Annotated in this window: 16 protein-coding genes; 10 read left to right on the top strand and 6 right to left on the bottom strand. The window is 39.1% G+C overall.

Going from position 1 to position 18,148, the window contains the following annotated elements; translation table 11 throughout:
* Positions 1-88 precede the first annotated feature (88 nt).
* Positions 89-1,588: a family 43 glycosylhydrolase gene (locus G509_RS0103595; protein WP_026990270.1), complete on the bottom strand. Its 1,500-nt coding sequence runs from the start codon at positions 1,586-1,588 to the stop codon at positions 89-91.
* A 209-nt stretch (positions 1,589-1,797) separates the two neighbouring features.
* The gene (locus G509_RS0103590; protein ID WP_026990269.1) at positions 1,798-2,718 is read right to left on the bottom strand and encodes a helix-turn-helix domain-containing protein; all 921 of its coding nucleotides are present in this window, start codon (positions 2,716-2,718) and stop codon (positions 1,798-1,800) included.
* Positions 2,719-2,945: 227 nt separating this feature from the next.
* On the opposite strand from G509_RS0103590, the gene G509_RS23630 reads away from it, so the two are divergent.
* From G509_RS23630 to G509_RS0103565, 6 genes are all read left to right on the top strand, one after another.
* Entirely contained in the window at positions 2,946-3,134 is a 189-nt protein-coding gene (locus tag G509_RS23630) for a cupin domain-containing protein (protein ID WP_207382728.1), read from the top strand.
* Positions 3,098-3,358, top strand: a complete 261-nt coding sequence (locus G509_RS23625) for a cupin domain-containing protein (RefSeq protein ID WP_207382727.1) — start codon at positions 3,098-3,100, stop codon at positions 3,356-3,358. Before G509_RS23630 ends, G509_RS23625 begins: the two co-directional genes overlap by 37 nt.
* Positions 3,359-3,360: 2 nt before the next feature.
* Complete coding sequence (locus G509_RS0103580; RefSeq protein WP_035738449.1) at positions 3,361-3,813, top strand: nuclear transport factor 2 family protein; 453 nt, start codon at positions 3,361-3,363, stop codon at positions 3,811-3,813.
* A 116-nt stretch (positions 3,814-3,929) separates the two neighbouring features.
* Complete coding sequence (locus tag G509_RS23275; protein WP_154657761.1) at positions 3,930-4,082, top strand: hypothetical protein; 153 nt, start codon at positions 3,930-3,932, stop codon at positions 4,080-4,082.
* Positions 4,083-4,157: 75 nt separating this feature from the next.
* A complete protein-coding gene (locus tag G509_RS0103570; RefSeq protein WP_207382726.1) occupies positions 4,158-4,970 on the top strand; it encodes an NAD(P)H-binding protein in 813 nt (270 codons plus the stop codon).
* Between the two features lie 104 nt (positions 4,971-5,074).
* Entirely contained in the window at positions 5,075-6,376 is a 1,302-nt protein-coding gene (locus G509_RS0103565) for an NTP/NDP exchange transporter (protein ID WP_035738447.1), read from the top strand.
* An 827-nt stretch (positions 6,377-7,203) separates the two neighbouring features.
* Here G509_RS0103565 and G509_RS0103550 read toward each other — a convergent pair.
* From G509_RS0103550 to G509_RS0103540, 3 genes are all read right to left on the bottom strand, one after another.
* Positions 7,204-7,563 carry a hypothetical protein gene (locus G509_RS0103550; protein WP_026990265.1) on the bottom strand — a complete coding sequence of 120 codons (360 nt, stop codon included), beginning with the start codon at positions 7,561-7,563 and terminating at the stop codon, positions 7,204-7,206.
* Between the two features lie 77 nt (positions 7,564-7,640).
* Positions 7,641-8,321 carry a sugar-binding domain-containing protein gene (locus G509_RS0103545; RefSeq protein WP_026990264.1) on the bottom strand — a complete coding sequence of 227 codons (681 nt, stop codon included), beginning with the start codon at positions 8,319-8,321 and terminating at the stop codon, positions 7,641-7,643.
* Between the two features lie 77 nt (positions 8,322-8,398).
* Positions 8,399-8,761: a VOC family protein gene (locus G509_RS0103540; RefSeq protein ID WP_026990263.1), complete on the bottom strand. Its 363-nt coding sequence runs from the start codon at positions 8,759-8,761 to the stop codon at positions 8,399-8,401.
* Positions 8,762-8,906: 145 nt separating this feature from the next.
* Here G509_RS0103540 and G509_RS23620 point away from each other — a divergent pair, with 145 nt between their 5' ends.
* On the top strand, positions 8,907-9,080 hold the full coding sequence (locus G509_RS23620; protein WP_211219579.1) for an SDR family oxidoreductase: 174 nt from the start codon (positions 8,907-8,909) through the stop codon (positions 9,078-9,080).
* Positions 9,081-9,214: 134 nt separating this feature from the next.
* On the opposite strand, the gene G509_RS0103530 is transcribed toward G509_RS23620, so the two are convergent.
* Positions 9,215-10,717: a hypothetical protein gene (locus G509_RS0103530; RefSeq protein ID WP_026990262.1), complete on the bottom strand. Its 1,503-nt coding sequence runs from the start codon at positions 10,715-10,717 to the stop codon at positions 9,215-9,217.
* A 270-nt stretch (positions 10,718-10,987) separates the two neighbouring features.
* Here G509_RS0103530 and G509_RS0103520 point away from each other — a divergent pair, with 270 nt between their 5' ends.
* Genes G509_RS0103520 through G509_RS0103510 form a run of 3 tightly spaced genes read left to right on the top strand, consistent with a single transcriptional unit; the run spans position 10,988 to position 18,130 of the window.
* Entirely contained in the window at positions 10,988-14,239 is a 3,252-nt protein-coding gene (locus tag G509_RS0103520) for a tetratricopeptide repeat protein (protein ID WP_131450744.1), read from the top strand.
* Positions 14,208-16,154, top strand: a complete 1,947-nt coding sequence (locus tag G509_RS0103515) for a DUF3857 domain-containing protein (protein ID WP_161627164.1) — start codon at positions 14,208-14,210, stop codon at positions 16,152-16,154. Before G509_RS0103520 ends, G509_RS0103515 begins: the two co-directional genes overlap by 32 nt.
* Positions 16,151-18,130, top strand: a complete 1,980-nt coding sequence (locus G509_RS0103510) for a DUF3857 domain-containing protein (RefSeq protein WP_026990259.1) — start codon at positions 16,151-16,153, stop codon at positions 18,128-18,130. Before G509_RS0103515 ends, G509_RS0103510 begins: the two co-directional genes overlap by 4 nt.
* Positions 18,131-18,148: the final 18 nt, after the last annotated feature.

Raw genomic sequence — 18,148 nt, 5'->3', positions numbered from 1 at the left:
ATACTCTCCATTGCTGTATTGTTACGTTTTTCTGAGGGTTACAGTTTCTAAAATCAGAACAATACAGCAATAAAGATTTAAAGGTAAATTAAAGTGCAGTATACTTAAAATTCTTAAAGGTTACATTACCCTTACCAATTGAGCATAAGGCAATGCGCAATCCTAAAAAGCCGCTTAGTGCATTATGGTTGTAGGATGAAACCTCGGCAGAATTTTCTGTTTTTTTCCAGTCTTTACCATCCAGGCTGTAAAACATATCCACATTATTATTTACGTTTTTAAGGCGCAGGTATACGTGCCTTTTGTGCACATTTTTTTCTGTTGGAAATTGCCATCCCCTTAGGTTGGTTATTATATCTTGTTTATCAGCCAAAATACCCGAAAAGTAAGTGTTGTTGTAAAAAAGTACCAACCCGCCTGTGGCATCGCCTTCAATTTCCATTTCTACTTCAGCAGTGTACGAATGCCCAGAAGGAACGCAAACTAATGGAGAACTATCGCCTACACCGTTTCCTTTACCATTAACCTCAAGGCCATTAGTGCCCGCTTTAAATCGCGAAGTATCTACCCCACCAAAAAATTTCCATTGCGGCTTAAGTGTACTTCCTAAAAAGTCATCGTTTAAAGAAAATAGGGGTAGAGCAGTGCCTTTTGGTTTTGCAATGGGCTCATCTGTTTTTATACCATCCGGAATTTTATACCATCCGTCTTTTGTCCACTCTACCGGCTGCAAAAGGGTTTGTCTTCCTAAGTTGTAAAAGCCTTTTTCATAAGCATGGAGCATCATCCACCACTTGCCATTGGCATCCTCAAAAACAGTACTGTGCCCTTTAGACCACCATCTTTCAGCGTCGCTCTCAGTACGTACTACAGGGTTGTAGGGCGAATTTTCCCATGGGCCAAATGGTGTTTTAGAACGAGCCGAAACAACCATATGGCTGGTTGCAGGGCCTGCAGTTCCTCCTTCAGCAACAGTCAGATAGTAATAATCTCCCTTTTTAAAGAGTTTTGGTCCTTCCATACAAAAACATTCTATAGACCATTCGCGAGGAATCTTCCAGCCATCATAGGCATGTTTTACATCGCCTACTGTTTTTAGCCCGTCTTTTGATAGGCCAATATAGTCGCCGTTACTAAAATACAAGTAACGGTTACCTTTATCATCGGTAACGTGCCCAGGGTCTATATTTCCTATCTTCAGGTCAACCGGTTCGCTCCAGGGGCCGTTAATATTATCTGCACTTATTACAAAGTTGGTTTTGTTGGCAGGAAAGTAAATGTAAAACCTGTTATTGTACTTTACCAGGTCGGGCGCCCAAACATCGCCTACATATTTTTGAAGCGCATTGGTTACCGGTACCCAGTTAATCAAATCCTGAGAATGCCATATCATAAGGCCGGGATAATAGTCAAACGAAGAATGTACCATGTAATAATCCTTTCCATCCCTTAACAAACTCGGGTCCGGATAATCGCCACCAAAAATTGGATTTTGATAAGTTGAAAGATTAGTGTTGCTGCCTTGATTTTGAGCAAATGCTATATTTGAAAATGCGAATACTAATAGTGCTATAAAAATTTTTTTCATTTTGATAGATTATACTAATTGGTAGTTGTAAGTTATTGGAGAGCAAATATACATTTTTTACATTACCTTATGGTCTTTTTAACCATAAGATATTTTCACACTACATACTTTAAAGATTGCAGAACTTTTTTATTTGCTGAACATAAAAAAACAGTGGGTAATTGATTTTGTATTATGAAATTAAAGTTACTGTTACTACCGTATGAAATTTAATTTAAGCCAATATTCCCATCATTAGCAGCCCTAAATTCCATAGGCGTTGCACCAACGTGTTTTTTAAAAAGCCGTGCAAAATGCTGTGGATACTTAAAACCCAAAGCATAAGCTATCTGGCTTACTGTTTTACTGCCGTCAGATAAACTTTCTTTTGCTGCATTGATTAATTTTGATTGTATATAATCCTGCGCTGTTCTACCGGTCTCTTTTTTAATTAAATCGCCAAAATAATTGGGTGATAGAAATAATTTTTCTGCACAGTACCCCACCGTTGGCATTCCGGATATTTGTAACTCTTCTGATGCGAAATAATCATTTAACAGGTTTTCAAACCGCGCTAAAATACCCTGATGTACGTTTTCGCGCGTTATAAATTGACGGTCGTAGAAACGGTCACAATAATTTAAAAACAATTCGAGTGTCGAGAGGATCAGTTTTTTACTGTGCTTATCAATACCATGTTCCAGCTCGTAGTCAATTTTAGCAAAGCAATCAAGAACAATTGTCCTTTCACGTTCCGAAAGGTGCAGTGCTTCATTAGACTGGTAGTTAAAAAAAGTATAGTCGGTTGCCATGTGACGCCCAAGGTCTGAACCATGAAGTAAGTCAGGATGAAATATTAAGGCATATCCTTTAGGCTGGTAGGTTTCTCCATTGCTGTTTACCCCGGCAACCTGGCCAGGGCCAATAAATACCAACGTACCGTCCTGGTAATCGTAAGTCGCACGCCCATAAACCAGGTCGCCACATATTACATCTTTAAGAAACACAGTATAAAACCCAAAATACATACGTGACCCCGACCTTGGATCTGCCTTAGACAGGTCTACAACGCTGATAAGCGGATGTTTGGTTTCATTATTATTAAACAAGTTGTAATCATTTACAGTATTAAATTCTCTAAGCGTATCCATAGCTGCTGTATTAAGTTAATCAAAGGTATAGTATAATTTCAAGCACTCTCATTTAGCGGCCCCATATCAGTAATAATGGTATAAATATCAGTAATATGTATCCTGCTTATGCCCCGAAAAGGTTCCACCTTTGTAAAAAGTGATTAAAAGGAGGCGTTATTTACCGCGGTTTTATGGAATTTAATTAAAGGAAGACAGCGAACTACTTAAAAAATAGTATTAGAATTATGGAAATTAAACGTATTGGAACACAGCCTTCAGGGAAAGGACCGGCTAACTATTTTACCGGTATTGTCCGTATCGACCCGCTTAACGAACCTGCTGCACCGGCACGAGTATCAATGGCGCTCGTAACATTTGAGCCGGGCGCACGTACCGCATGGCACACCCACCCATACGGGCAACTATTATTATAACATCCGGCGTTGGCTGGGTACAGCGCGATGGGGGTATCAGGGAAAACATTTATGCGGGTGATGTAGTATATTTTGAACCAAATGAAAAACACTGGCATGGTGCAACCGCTGCTAATGCAATGAGCCACATTGCGGTGCAGGAAAAAGAAAATGGTTCTCCGGTTGACTGGATGGAACACGTAGCAGATGAGCTGTACGATAATAATACTAATAAAAACTTATAACAATGAGCCACATCGAAGACAGAATTGCATTAAGGGAGTTAATTGATTTATTTGCAATTTACGGCGATAAAAGACAGATGACAGAACAGGCGTTGCTATTCTCTGACACTGCGATTGTAGAACTGTATTTTGAGGGGGTACTCACTTCCACCTTAAAAGGACATTTAGAAATCGAAGAAACCTTCACATCATTTATAAAAGCCTTTGAGAGTGCATATCATTTTAATGGACAGCAGATACTTACCATTAATAACGAAACTGCAACCGGAATTGCTTATTGCACCGTTACGCTAATAGGCATTGAAGAGGGCAAAAGAATAAAAACTACTATAGGTATGCACTACGAGGATGTTTACACAAAATTGAACGGTCGTTGGTTTATTGATAAAAGGAAATCAATGTTCGACTGGCAGGAAAAAAATGAATTGGCTATTGATTCTACAAGTAACAATTAATTGAAGCGAGGGGCAAGTAGCAGAATTTAGCATCGATCATCTTTTGCAGTATTGGCTATAGGATAACGGCACAATCCACTCAGGTAAAATAAAGATGCACCTCAAAAAACAATTCAATGAAAGAAGTAAATATAGAAAAGCTTCCATCAATTTCTTATAGTGCGGAAGAACAGGAGATAGTTAACCTTTCGCAAAAAAAATGGCAGTGGATGGCCAATCGGGGTATTGAAGCTATTGGCGCACTTTTTAAGGTGGTTAACACTGACTAATATCCGTGTAAAAAAATGTTGTAATATAGGAAGCCCGGCATAGCTACTAATATCAATAAAAACTAAACATAGTAGATGATAAAAAATAAGAATGAACGTGCAAAAGTAAGGTTGGAGAGGCGTCCTGTTACTATTTTGACTGCAATAGCGCTATTTGCTATAACGGTGGTGTTTGCCACTAAACCCAACTGTAATGGAGCACAGGGTAAAAACCAGTATGTAAAAAAATTTGATAACGAAAAAAAAATGAAAGTATTAATATTAGGCGCTGCCGGCCAGATTGGCAAATTGGTTACCAATGATCTTTTGGAACAAACCGACTACAATCTTGTGCTTTACGGAAGAAATGTAACAAGTAGGCTTACCGTTACGGATAGTGCCAGGGTACGGCTTGTGAATGGTGATTTTAAGAACAGAGAAGCATTAACGGCTGCCATGCAGGATGTTAATGCTATCTACCTTAACGATATGAACGATGCTGAAGGTGTTGCCACCATAGTAGCAGTAATGAAAGAGAAAAAAGTTAAACGTATTATTGTTGCTTCCATATTGGGCATTTATAATGAAGTACCCGGTGAATTTGGAAAGTGGAATGAAAAGATGGTCGGCGCCGGCCATATCAAGGAAGCTGCAGAGCATGTAAAGCTTGTTGAAATCCCTGATTTTGATTATACGATCTTACGCCTTACCTGGCTATACAACAAATCAGCAAACAGGAAATACGAGCTTACCCAGAAAGGAGAACCGTTTAAGGGAGCGCAGGTAACCCGAGAAGCCGTATCGCAGCTTATCGTTGATATCCTTGAGGATGCGTCAGGAAAGTATGTAAAGAAAAGTTTAGGTGTTGGCGAACCCAATACCAATTTCGACAAACCTTCTTTTTATTAATTGGCAGTTTGTAATTTATAATGAGAACTGGCTTTAAAGCCGGTTTTTTTTTTGATCTCTGCTTCACAGCCAGTATTTGAGAAGCTTAAATTATATTTTAACTCATGAGAGAAAAAAAATCCTATTTAAATATCCTTCAGCACATTGTAGATGTCAAAAAGAATGAGCTGGCGGCCGTGTGCTGGGCCTTCCTCTACATTTTTGTACTATTTATAGCCTATTATGTGATGCGCCCCATAAGAGACGAGCTTGGTGTTGCGGGTGGTGTAGATAACCTTTCCTGGCTATTTACAGGTACTTTAATTGCCATGGTTGCCCTCAATCCCCTGTATGCCTATGCTACTAAACGATGGCCAAGGGAAAAGTTTATCGCAATCACTTATCGTTTTTTTATAGCAAACCTGATTGTTTTCTTCATTCTGCTGGGTAATGCCACGCCGGAACAGCAAGTATGGATTGGCAGGGCTTTTTTTATCTGGGTTTCTGTGTTCAACCTTTTTGTAGTGTCGGTGTATTGGTCTGTGGTAGTGGATGTTTTCGATGCAGAACAGGGAAAACGGCTTTTTAGCTTTTTAGCAGCCGGAGCAACCCTGGGCGGTATTGCAGGCTCTGCCCTTACCACCGGGCTCGTTGAACATCTGGGTCAGAAAAACCTGTTGCTACTGGCAGCAGTGTTGCTGGAGATTGCCATTTTGGCTGCCCGTAAATTATCGCGCTTAAATGTACAGGAGCATAAGGAAATGGAGACAGCAATAGCTTCAAAAAGTATTGGAGGTAGCCTCTTTTCTGGTTTCACGCATACCTTACGTTCGCCATACCTGATGGGTATATCGGCTTTTATTTTGCTAAATTCGGTAACGTCAACCTTCCTGTATTTCCAGCAGGCAGAAATTGCAGAGGCTAACTTTACAGACAGGGCTGCACGGACTGCCTTTTTTGCTAACATAGACCTTTGGGTCAATGCACTAACACTTGTTTTTCAATTGTACCTTGCAGGAAAACTTTTAAAATCAACCAGTGTTACTCTGGTGCTTTGCAGCCTGCCATTTATCAGTATTATAGGCTTCACAACTTTAGCACTTATACCCTCTATTACGCTGCTCGTTATCGTACAGGTGGCACGCAGGGTTAGTAATTTTGGGCTTTCGCGGCCTACCCGCGAAATATTATTTACGTCTATATCCAGGGAAGACCGCTACAAAGCAAAAAACTTTATCGATACCGTGGTATACCGTGGCGGAGATCAGGTAGGCAGCTGGAGTTACACGGGACTTGGAGCTTTAGGCTTGGGGATTGCTGGCATTTCGATCGCTGCAGTTCCAATTTCTATAATCTGGCTATCCGTCAGCTATTGGCTTGGAAGCAAGCATTCAAAAATAATTGCTATGAGTACTGCTGGAGAATAGAATACGTTATTAGAATGTTCTCTCTTTACCGTCTTCGGGCCTCAGCCTGGTCCGGTAATTTTTCTTAAAATAATTAAAAGCCGATGTATCTATCAAAAACAAATTTTGCCCCTTATCAGGTTGGGGATTTGAGGTAAAAATTGTATCCTGCTTTAAATTCATATCTATATATTTTGTGATCTAAAATTTATTTAAAATACCCGCGTATGGTTGAACAAAAATATAGAGATAGAAGATCCTGAAAAATTTGCAGGCAATATTTGTGCTGTTAAACTTAAGGGGGAGGCTTTTTCTTCGGTAGTTAAAGACCCATCTAAACCTTTATGATCGCATCAGGTGAGATAAGCACTACTGTAGAAGATACTTTTGCTATATCTTCAAAAAGCTATTTATCATTTTTCCTTGTAGGGGTCTGCAAAGAGTGTAAGCAACTTCTTCAGTTCTGATGCCCCAATTTGAGGAGTATTCCAGGCTGCAAAAATAAATTATTTTTTGGAAGGGGCCTATTTCGCTCCGCAGCATTTCACATGAAAAATGGCCTGCAGGCAATCTAAATTAAAGATTACTATAGTTTAAGGTTAGAATAGCTGACAAAATAAAAAACGTATAATCTTGAGGTTTCCTCCCCAAGATTATACGTAAGTAAATAATTAAATTGGTGTTTTTTTATTCAGAAAATCTACCCTAATACAAGATCATAAACGTATAATTTTAATGGAACATTTTCTTAGCTGGTTTTAATTTTTAATGTGCTTCATATTTCATACTATTTTTTAGCTTCGCTTCAGTCACGACATCAAATTTGGCAAGTAGATGTAATTCCTTGTCTAATCTGCGTCTTTTTTTAAAAAATTAAATTTGTAAATATTATGATCTGCTACCAAGACAAGCGTATCAGAAAATGATGCCTTGTAAACCTTCGAACCCCTTTTTGCTAAAATATCAAATGTTTTTCCACCAGTATATTCGCTTGCATAGGGGAAAAATACATATTCTTCGTCACTATTCAGTAATTTGAAAGCTATTTGCTTATTTTTAAAATAGACTGAGTCAATAATCCCCTCAACTGTTGATGAATTAAATTTGTGATATTGCGCAGTTGCAGATTTACTTGAGTAATATTGTGTAATTATTATATAAACAATTGGAATAATAATAATTGCAACGTATAATTTTTTTTTGTTCATTTAAAAGATTTTAATACGTGAAATACCCCCTGCAGCATTAACTGGCACTGCACCAGCAGGAAGCCCTGCTCCGAAATTTACAAAAGTACATACGAGTACATAGCCAGCATCCCCAACGGTAGAATTGTAGTAACCTCTACGGTTGCCTCTTTTGCAGTAACTTTAGGTGCGGTAATGGCAGTATCCCAGCGGGCAATATGCACATTGTTGGTTGCAGTAATCCATACGTGGCGGTAAATGCCAGACCCGCTGTACCAACGGCAGTTTTTTTGCTGCGAGTTATCTACACGTACCGCAATAGTATTTTCTTTGCCATAGTTTAAATAGGGGGTAAGCTCGTAACTAAATGAAGAACATCCGTAAGGATAAACACCAAGCGATTTTCCGTTAATAAAAACTTCAGAGCTCATGTACACCCCGCCAAAATAAATAGATATACTTTTATTAGTCCAGTCTGCAGGGATAACAAATGTTTTTCTGTACCAACCTATACCAGCCGGTAAATAGCCGCCATCGTTGCCGGTAGGGTTAGACGGAGAAAAATTTCCTTCTATGCTCCAGTCATAGGCCAGGTTAACATCGCGCCACGAACTGTCTGTAAAATTGCTTGTAGCGGCTTTAGCATCATCGGCCAAAAAAAACTTCCAGTTGTTATCAAAAGGCTGATCGCGAAGGTTAGTTTTTAAATTTTGTGCGTAACTACAAATTGATGTAATGATAAATACAACAGAAGTTATTAGGAGTTTGATGTGCCTCATGTTTAATTGGCAGAAGCGTAATAAATATAATTCAATACAGGCAGCCTATAATCTTAAATAAAAGCCGGATAGATCAATTAAAAAAATTCTCCAAAATGCAGCAATACGCCCGATGGGTCGTGTAAAAAGCATTCTCTGCCCCAATGTTCATCGCGTATGGGTACCAGTCTTGCGGAGCTGTATTTTTTGGGTAGGTTCAGTGCGGCTAATTCTTCGTAAACAAGGGCTGTGTTTTTTACCTGGAAAAATATCATGGTATTATCTACCCAGTCCTGCTGATAGTAGTTTTGCAGATAAAAGCCCAGCTCTCCCCATGTAAATAAAGACAATACGGGGCTTAAAACCACTTCGGTAAAACCAATATCCTGGTAAAAGTTCCTGGATTCGTCAAAATTTTTGGCACCTATAAACGGGCGGATAGAAATGGCCTCTTGTTTCATTATAATTGCTTTTTGTTTATTTGATGGACTAAATTAGAAAATTTATTTATGCTGGCACCAAACCTGCAAGACATTTCTCATAATGTTTCATGTAGTTAGTTACATTATAACTAATTTTTAGAAATTTTTTAGAAAACTTTAAGAATTGCTTGGCATAATTGGTAAAACAGCGGTGTTCCTGGCATCTGACGATTCATCGTTTATACTTGGTACCGAAATTTTGGTTGATGGCGGTATGACCTACCTGTCTAAGCAATTATCCAAAAGCAATTTTAATAGGGTATGTATGGTTTTTAAGTCCACAAAAATCAAAAATTAAAGACAAGGAAACAGTATTATTAAGTAGTAATACTTTTACCTAAAATAATTGTTATGTCTTATCTCAACACAAAAGCCGAACAATACTGTTCGGCTTTTGTTATGTTTTAAATTATTTTACAGAACTTTTAATATTTAGAAGCTTATTTTAGTAATTGTGCCTGTTTGCTTTTGCTGGCCAAACATAAAAATTTCGTTTTCTTTAGGTTGTTTTCCAAATTTAGGATTGTACACTATTTTTTCGCTCTTAATTTCTGCTACACTCTTAATCTCTGCTACACTCTTAACCTTTATTTCGCCGTTATCGTTAATATCAAAAAGGGTTATATATGTGTTTTCGCCTGATTTTGCTTTCTTGTCGGATTTTTTCTCATCTTTAGTAGAGGTTACTACTAAATGCATTTGGCCATTCCAGATAACTGGAACTGCACCTCCGTTAACAGCACCATCCAGATAAGGACTGTCTTTGGTAATATCTCTTGAATAAAGCATCTTACCATCTGTAGAAATCCGTGCTATAATAATATCATCAAATCGTTCTTGAGCAATTATTCCGGATGCCGATGTACTGGCCAGGCTATGGTCTTGTACACTGTATAAAATATCGCCATTAGATGCAAATCCGCACTCGCGCAACTCATAAGTTCCAATTATTTTTTCGGCTTTATCTCTTCCAAATTTATCAATATTAAACTGAGATGTAAAAGGGTTGTATTTAATATTTTTAACGGCTAATGTGGCTGCATCAATATCATAAAAGAAAAAGCCGCTTTCGCGCCTGTCCCTTTTTTTATTTTCGCCATAACCCCCTACGCAATATACCCTTTCATTTTTAACCATTACCTTTACATTAGATACTGCTAAATAGTCTTCTGTTTTTAGTGCCAGTTGATTATAACCCTGTGTGTCAACTTTTTCAAGCTGGTAATAAAAATAATCCTGCGGTACCGAAAGTCCCTTCCTTTCCAGTAGATAACTGGTTAGGTATGCTGCCGTTCTGTTTTCATTAAGTACAAGGCTTTCGTAGCCATGTGCATATTTTTGAGCATCCTTTTCTGTAAATTTCTTTTCAAAAAGTAAATTCTGGGTTGCAGTATCGTATATATATAGCTCTTTTCGGCCTATTCCTTTAATTGGGGCAAAATCTACATATAAAGCAAAAGCACTTTTATCGTCGCTAAAAGTAACAGTTATAACATGTTCTTTTGAAGACATAAGGCCATAACTTGTCATACTTTTATAAGTATCTACTTCTTTTGATGCAAAAGCCAGTAAAGTTTTTGAGGTAAATTTAAAATCGCTTGTAGCTGCACTAGCAGCATTGCATTTGTATTCTCTAGTCTTTTCATCATAATAAAAAGATATAAGTAGCGCCACATTGTTTGTAAAGGCTTTTCCGCGGCAGTAGCTTGGGGTAATGTATTTGTATTCGCGGTTGGATTTAAGTTCTTTGTCAAAAATCCGGAATATATGGTTATCCCCATCACTCATCATCATAATTTCATTATTGTCTGTAACAGCTATTTCTTTTAATATATAGCCCTTAGCAATTGTAAAGTCGGGTCCGTTTTGTGTATTTTGGGCAAAGGCGTTACTACAAAGTAACAATTGTAGTGCTGCAATAAGGAAGTGTTTCATGGGGTAGAAATTTTTTCTAAAGATATCTATTTGTACAAGATACCGTGCCTTGCTAAAAAAATAATTATTAAGGGTAACATAATATAAATAAAGGCATTTGCATTTTACAGCTTATCTTTTATTCAAATCCAAACCTGAAAGACATTTCTCATAATGTTTCAGGTAGTTAGTTATATTATGACTAATTTTTAGAAATTTTTTAGAAAACTTTAAGAATTGCTTGGCATAATTGGTAAAAAAATTATATTTGGAGAAATTATTATTCTCCCCATGAAAAACATATTGGCAGCCCTTGTTTTTGGGCTATGTAGCACAGCTTATTCTCAGGTAGATTACTCTGTTGTTTATGATGGTAATGCTTTTGTTGCCGAAGGTATCAGGCTGTATGATGAAGGTAAATATGTCGATGCCATTAAGCAATTTGATAAGGTTGCTAAAAACGACCCCAAATTTTATACTGCTCAATACGAAAAAGCCCTGGCTCTTGCCGCCGGCGAAGATAAAGAAGCTGCTAAAGCTTTTTACGAAGCTGCCTATACAAAAGGCTACATGAACGAAGTTACTGATTTTTATATGTCGTACGGTAACTTGCTGAGTGACCAGAAAGACTACGAAAAATCGGAAAAGATGTTTTTAGAGGCCCAGAAATCACTGCCCAATTCGGCAGTGCTGCTTTACAATATGGCGTTGCTTTATATTAGAAAAGACGAACGCCAAAAAAGTGTAGACCTGCTGGAAAAGGCCATTACAATAAATCCCAACCATACCGGGTCGCATTACCTGCTGGGCCTTATGGCGCTGGAAGACGGCCGCGTTGTAGAAGGGTCTATGGCATTGCTGGCTTATTTAACGCTGGCACCAAACAGTTCTGCCAACGCCGATATTATTATAAAACTAAATTCTAAGTTTGCCGAGAACTATCTGGAAAAGAATAAACTTATATTCTCAAGAGCCGGGGGCGATAATTTTGAAGACATTGATGTTATTCTTCGTAACTCGCTGCCGTTAAAGAGTGCCTATAAAATTAACTCAACGTTTGATGATGTAATTATCCGCCAGATGCAGGCTATTGTAGATTATTCTGCAGAACATAAAGTGCAAAACGGCTTTTTTGAAACCATGTACATTCCGTGGCTTGCCGATATGGCAAAAAAGAAACAGTTTGAAGGCTTTTCATATTATATCTTAAATGGTTTAAAAGAAAAGCTGGGCAAAAAACTGTCATCGCAAAGTAAAAAAACCGATGCTTTTACAAACGGATATTTAGCTAACGATTTTTGGGATGTTTTTGCCAAACGCAAAGTAGATCTTTTTGGTAAAGAAGAAGAAGTGGTAGTATACCTGGAAAATGGCAAGCCCTACCTGTTAGGCAAAGTGGTTAACGGTAAAAAAGAAGGTAAGTACAAAGTGCTTAACGCCAGTGGCAACGTTGTTAGCGAACTTAATTTTGTTAACGATGAGGCAGACGGCCTACAAAAATATTTTGACCATAAAGGCCGCCTTACCGATGAGAAAAACTACACCAAAGGCAAGCTTAACGGTAAAAAGACCTCTTATTTTGATAACGGTAATGTTGAGGTGGTCGAAAATTATAAAGACGATCGGCTAAACGGCATCAGTACCGGCTATTACATTAATGGCGGTAAAGCCTGCGAAGGTAATTTTGTTAACGGCGAGCGCGATGGTGCCCTTATTTGCCTGTACGAAAACGGCACTAAAAAAACCGAAATAAACTACACCAACGGCAAGCTTAACGGTAAATACATTCTTTATGATAAAGCAGGCAACGTATCGAGAGAGCAGGCGTATGTTATGGAAAAACGCGAGGGCAGGGCGGTAGAATACTACAACGGTAAGGTTGTAAAATCAGAGATTGAATTTAAGGGCGGCGTGGTTGCATCTCCGTATAAAGAATATTATCCTAACGGTACGCTTAAAGAAGAGACTACCTATGTAAACGATATTGCAACCGGTGGCGTTAACTATTTTGCCAACGGTAAAAAATCGTATGAAACAATTTATGATAAAGAGGGCAACGTAACCGGCTATAACTTTTACAACGGCGCCGGCGATAAATATTTTCAGGAAAACTACAAGCTTGGCGAAATTAAACCCGGCCTGCAATATGCTGTCGGTGCCGCAAAACCTGTAGATGTACCTGTAAAAGGCGTGTATACCATTAAAAGTATGAACGGTACAACTTTAACCACCGGTAAATACGAGAAAGGTAAAAAAATTGGCGAGTGGAATTATTTTTACAACACCGGTGTTTTAAAAAATAAAGAAAACTACCAAAATGGTTTACAACAGGGTAAAGCGTTTAGGTATAGCGATGATGAAAGGCTTGCAAGTATTTCAAATTATATAAACGATACCGTACAGGGTGTTTACGAGAATTATAATAGCGGTATTCTTTCCAGTACCTATTATTACAGCCACGGCGATGCCAGCGGCCCGGCAAAATCGTTTTATGCTGATGGTGGCGTGTCGTCTGAAAGCTTTTACATTAACGATGAGCTGTATTCTAAACAATACGATTACTGGCAAAACGGTAACGTAAGCGAAATTACAGAGTATGTAGATGGCACTCCGCTTAAAATGCAAAGCTTTACGCCAGAGGGTAAAAAAGAGAACGAGCTTGATTATGCCAACAAGAACGGTAAAATAACCAACCAGTATTATAATGGTACAGAGGTACACGATTATAACATGGTTAACGGCACCCTAAACGGTAAATACCTTATTAAAGACAAAACCGGTAAAATAGTTGTAGAGTGCAACTATGCAAGCGGCGGCAGGCATGGCAAATACATTAAAAACGGCCCAACGGGTGCACCGTTGGTAGATAGAGATTACTACGCGGGCAAGCTCGATGGCCTTAGCAAGTTTTACGACCTGGCCGGTAACCTTAGGATGGTAGATACCTACGTGTTTGGCGACAATACGGGTGCTACCATACGCTACTACAGCAACAAGAGTAAATTTTCTGAAACGATGCAGTATGACGAAGATAAGGAAGGCGAGGTAAAATACTATAACATAAAAGGCGATAACATACTTATACTGGGCTACCAGCGCAACGAGCTGGTGTATTACATTACACTTGGCAAAGATGGAAAACTGACCGAGAAAACACCTATAGTTGGGCAAACGGCTAAAATAGTGTCGGTTTACCCTAACGGTAAAAATGCTATGGAGCTAAGCTATGTAAAAGGCAACCTTGACGGTAAGTTTTTAATAAGCAGTGCAGAGGGCAAGCCGGAGTATGAAAGCAACTATGATAAAGGCCTTTTAACAGGTGCGCGCACAGAGTACTATGCTAACGGAAAAATATACAAAAAAGAAAACTTTAAAAATTCATCTTTTGAGGGCCTTCAGGAGTTTTTTAAAGAAGACGGCAAGCCATGGGTAACCGCCGAATATAAAAATGATGAGATGCACGGCCTTTGTAAAGTGTACACTAACGGAACTATTTCTCAAACCAAACGCTATGATTCAGATGTACTTGTTGAGATTAAATAAAAAATGCCTTTTGGCGGTTTTGCCGCTAATGGCATTGCAGGCTACTGCGCAGGAAAAAACGGGTTCGTTTACCGATTATAAAAAAACGTATAACGATGTTAACGAATTGGTTATTAGCGATAAAAGCTCGTATGATATTTTTGTGGATAACAAAAAGCTGCGCGTTTTACAGGATAACTATTACGAGTCGATGATAATGTCGGAAAATGGCATACAAAACAACCAGGAAAACTTTTCGTATTCAGAGCTGGTAAAGCTTAACGAGTACGAAGCTTTTTCGGTAGTTAATGATAAGGGCAAAGACCGTAAAATTAAGGTTACGCAAACCAACGAAAAACAGGCACGGCAAAACTCTGTGTTTTACAACGATGTAAAAGAGCGCCAGCTTATTTTTCCTAACCTGGAGGCAGGGGCAAGAAAGGTGTACAGCGTACAGACCGAATTTTTAGATCCGTTCCTATTACAAAGCTATGTTTTTGGCAGCAACTACCCCATGCTTAACTCTACGCTTGAGGTGCGTACCGATAAAGATATCACTATTGGCTACCGCATTTTTAACGACCCCAACAACAGCATCGAATTTTCTAAAACAGAAAAAAAGGGCAAGTTTATTTACCGCTGGACGCTTAAAGATGTAAAAGCCGTAAAAATGGAGCCTAACAACCCGGGGTTCCGTTACTTTATTCCGCACATTAACGTGTATGTAAAAGACTATACGGTAGATGCTAAAAAGATAAACGTGCTGGATAATACCGAAAAGCTGTACGATTACTACAAGAGCTTTACCAAAAACCTGAACAAGACCGAGGATGCCGACCTAAAAGCGATTGCTACCGAGATTACGTCCGGGCTTACTACTGATACCGAGAAGGTAAAAAGGATATTTTACTGGGTAAAAGACAACATTAAGTACATTGCTTTCGAAAACGGGTACGAAGGTTTTATTCCGCGCGAAGCGGCACTGGTATGCAAACGCAAGTTTGGCGACTGTAAAGATATGGCCAGCATTATAAGTGCTATGGCCAATTATGCCGGTGTAAAAAGCGTAACCGTTTCGTGGATAGGCACACGCGATATTCCGTATTCTTACGAAGAACTTTCTACCCCAGCCGTAGACAACCACATGATAGCCGTATACAACGATAATGATAATTATGTGTTTCTGGATGCGACCGACAGAGAAACCCGCTACGGCATCCCTACGGCCTTTATACAGGGCAAAGAGGCGCTTATAAGCAATGGCGATACCTACAAAATTATAAACGTGCCTGTTGTTGCAGCCGAAAATAATGAAGCTGTTGAGGTGGTAAAACTAAGCCTTGATAAAGAAAAGATAATCGGCTCCGGCTCGGTAAGCTACAACGGCTACTCCAGGAGCAACATACTGGCGCAAATTGGCGATGCATCCAACAAAACCCGTTTTGAAATGATCAAAAGCCTGGTGCTAAAGGGCAGCAATAAGTTTCACTTAAAAGATTATACCGAGGCTAATGTATCTGACCGCGATAAGCCGTACCAGGTTAACTTTAACTTTGAGCTGGACGATTATGCCATGCAGGTAGACAAAGAGCTGTACATAAACCTTTTTATGGACCGCATGTACGAAAAGCTTACGCTGGAGCCCGACCGTGTAACGGCTTTTGACCTGGATTACCTTTCGGCCTACAACACCCGTTACGACCTTACAATCCCTCAAAACTATTCGGTAAAATACCTTCCGGAAAATTTTAGCCTTGATAATGCCGTTATGAAAGCCGATTTTAAATACACCAATACCGCAGGCGTTGTATCGCTTGTGGCTAAAATCCAGCTTAAAAAACTGTTGCTGCAAAAAGACGATTTTGCGTTGTGGACAGAGAGCATCAAAAAACTTAAAAGTACTTATACACAAACCTTAATACTTACCGAAAAATGAATTTTAACCTCAAACTAAAAACGGCGCTACTGTTTTTTGTGGCGTGCAGTTGTTATAGTTATGCCCAGTCTCAGGATTTTTCCTTTAAAAATTATAATTGGGATGAGAAACAAACCAAAGTAGACATCCCGGCCAAATACAAAGACGAAAAAGAGGCCATACTGGAGCGTAATATTAAGATAGAATTTGTTTCGGGTAAAAACAGTGCGTTGCAGTACTACCTGTCGCACGAAAAAACATACATCAATAGCGATGATGCGGTAGAGCGTAACAACAAGATCTACATTCCGTATGCATCTAACGAAAACGTAATTACCACAAAGGCCCGTGTTATACTAAAGAGCGGCAAGGTAATAGAGCTTAAAAAAGGCGATATTAAAGAAGAGACCGATGAGGAGAGGGGTATTAAATTTAAGTACTTCGCGGTAAACGGCCTGGAGAAAGGTGCGGTAATAGAAACCATCTTTATATTAGAGGAAACACCTGAAATTAAAGGGCATACCATTAAAATGCAGGATGAGTATCCTATTGCAAAAAGTACGTTCCAGTTAATATACCCCGATCATTTGCTGTTTAAAACCAAGAGCTACAACGGCCTGTCTGAACCGGTTATAGCCGAGAAAACGCCATCGGCCAAGCTAAACACGCTAACCATTACAGAGAACGATACACCTGCTTTGGATGACGATGAAAAATATGCCAACTGGAACACCAATATTAAGCGTTTTCGTTACAAGCTGGACGAGAATTTAGCCAACGGCGCTAAAAACCTGTACAACTTTAAAGAGTTTTCTACCAACCTGTACGAGAGGTTTCACCCGGTGTACAGCAAGAAAGACCAGAAGGTTATCGACGATTTTTGTAAAGGCATAGCTAAATCTGCCGATGTGCAGGAGCAGGTTTGGAATATTGAGAACAAGATAAAGAAAACCATTAACTACAGCCGTTATATTGATGGGCAGGAGTCGCTACAGGACATCATTAAAACTAAACAGGCCAACCAGAGCGATATTATAAGGCTTTACATTGCCGTGTTTACAACCATGGGGGTAGAGAATAACCTTGTGTTTACATCGAGCCGTTACAAAGTGGCCTTTGACAAGGATTTTGAAAGCTACGAAAACCTGGACGACCTGTTGTTTTACTTTCCGGCCATTAAAAAATTTATGACACCACTGGAGGTAGAATACAGGATACCGCTTATACCTGAACAATTGGCCGGTACAAACGGACTGTTTATTAAAGAAAAAGCCTTTGCAGGTACTAAGATGGGTATTGGCGAGGTTGCCATGATAGATATTCCGGGTACAGATATTACGCACGATGTAATGGATATTACCGTAGATTTTTCTAAAGACCTGGAAAACCCTACCGTAACCGATAAGATACAGTTTGGGGGGTATTCGGCATTGAATTTTCAGCCTATTAAAGATTTTGCCCCGGCAGACCAGTACAAGACCATACTTAAAAGCATTGCCGAAAACTACACGGTAGAAACGGAGTACAAAACCCTTACCACAGAAAATGATGGTGTAGAGTTTATTGGCAAAAAGCCATTTGTAATGAATGTTACCTTTGAGGGTAAAGACCTTATACGCAAGGCGGGCGATAACTACCTGTTCTCGGTAGGGCAAACCATTGGCAAGCAAATGGAGCTGTACCAGGAAAACAAGCGTGTGCTACCGGTAGAAATTAACTACCCGCACTCGTACACCCGTAAAATAAGGATCATTCTGCCGGAAGGCGCCACGGTTAAAAACCTTGATAAATTTAACATGAACAAAACGGCCAATGTAAACGGCAAGACCGAAGCTGCTTTTGTTAGCAAGTACGAGAAAAAAGGCAACGAGATTATAGTAGAAAATACAGAGTACTACAATGTGCTGAATTATCCGCTCGAAAATTTTGAAGCTTACAGGGCGGTAATAAATGCCGCTGCCGACTTTAACAAAATTGTTATCATCTTAAATAAATAATAGTAAAAAAGCCGGACC

The sequence above is a fragment of the Flavobacterium subsaxonicum WB 4.1-42 = DSM 21790 genome (assembly GCF_000422725.1).
Classification (GTDB): domain Bacteria; phylum Bacteroidota; class Bacteroidia; order Flavobacteriales; family Flavobacteriaceae; genus Flavobacterium; species Flavobacterium subsaxonicum.
This window is presented reverse-complemented; position numbering and strand designations above follow the sequence as displayed.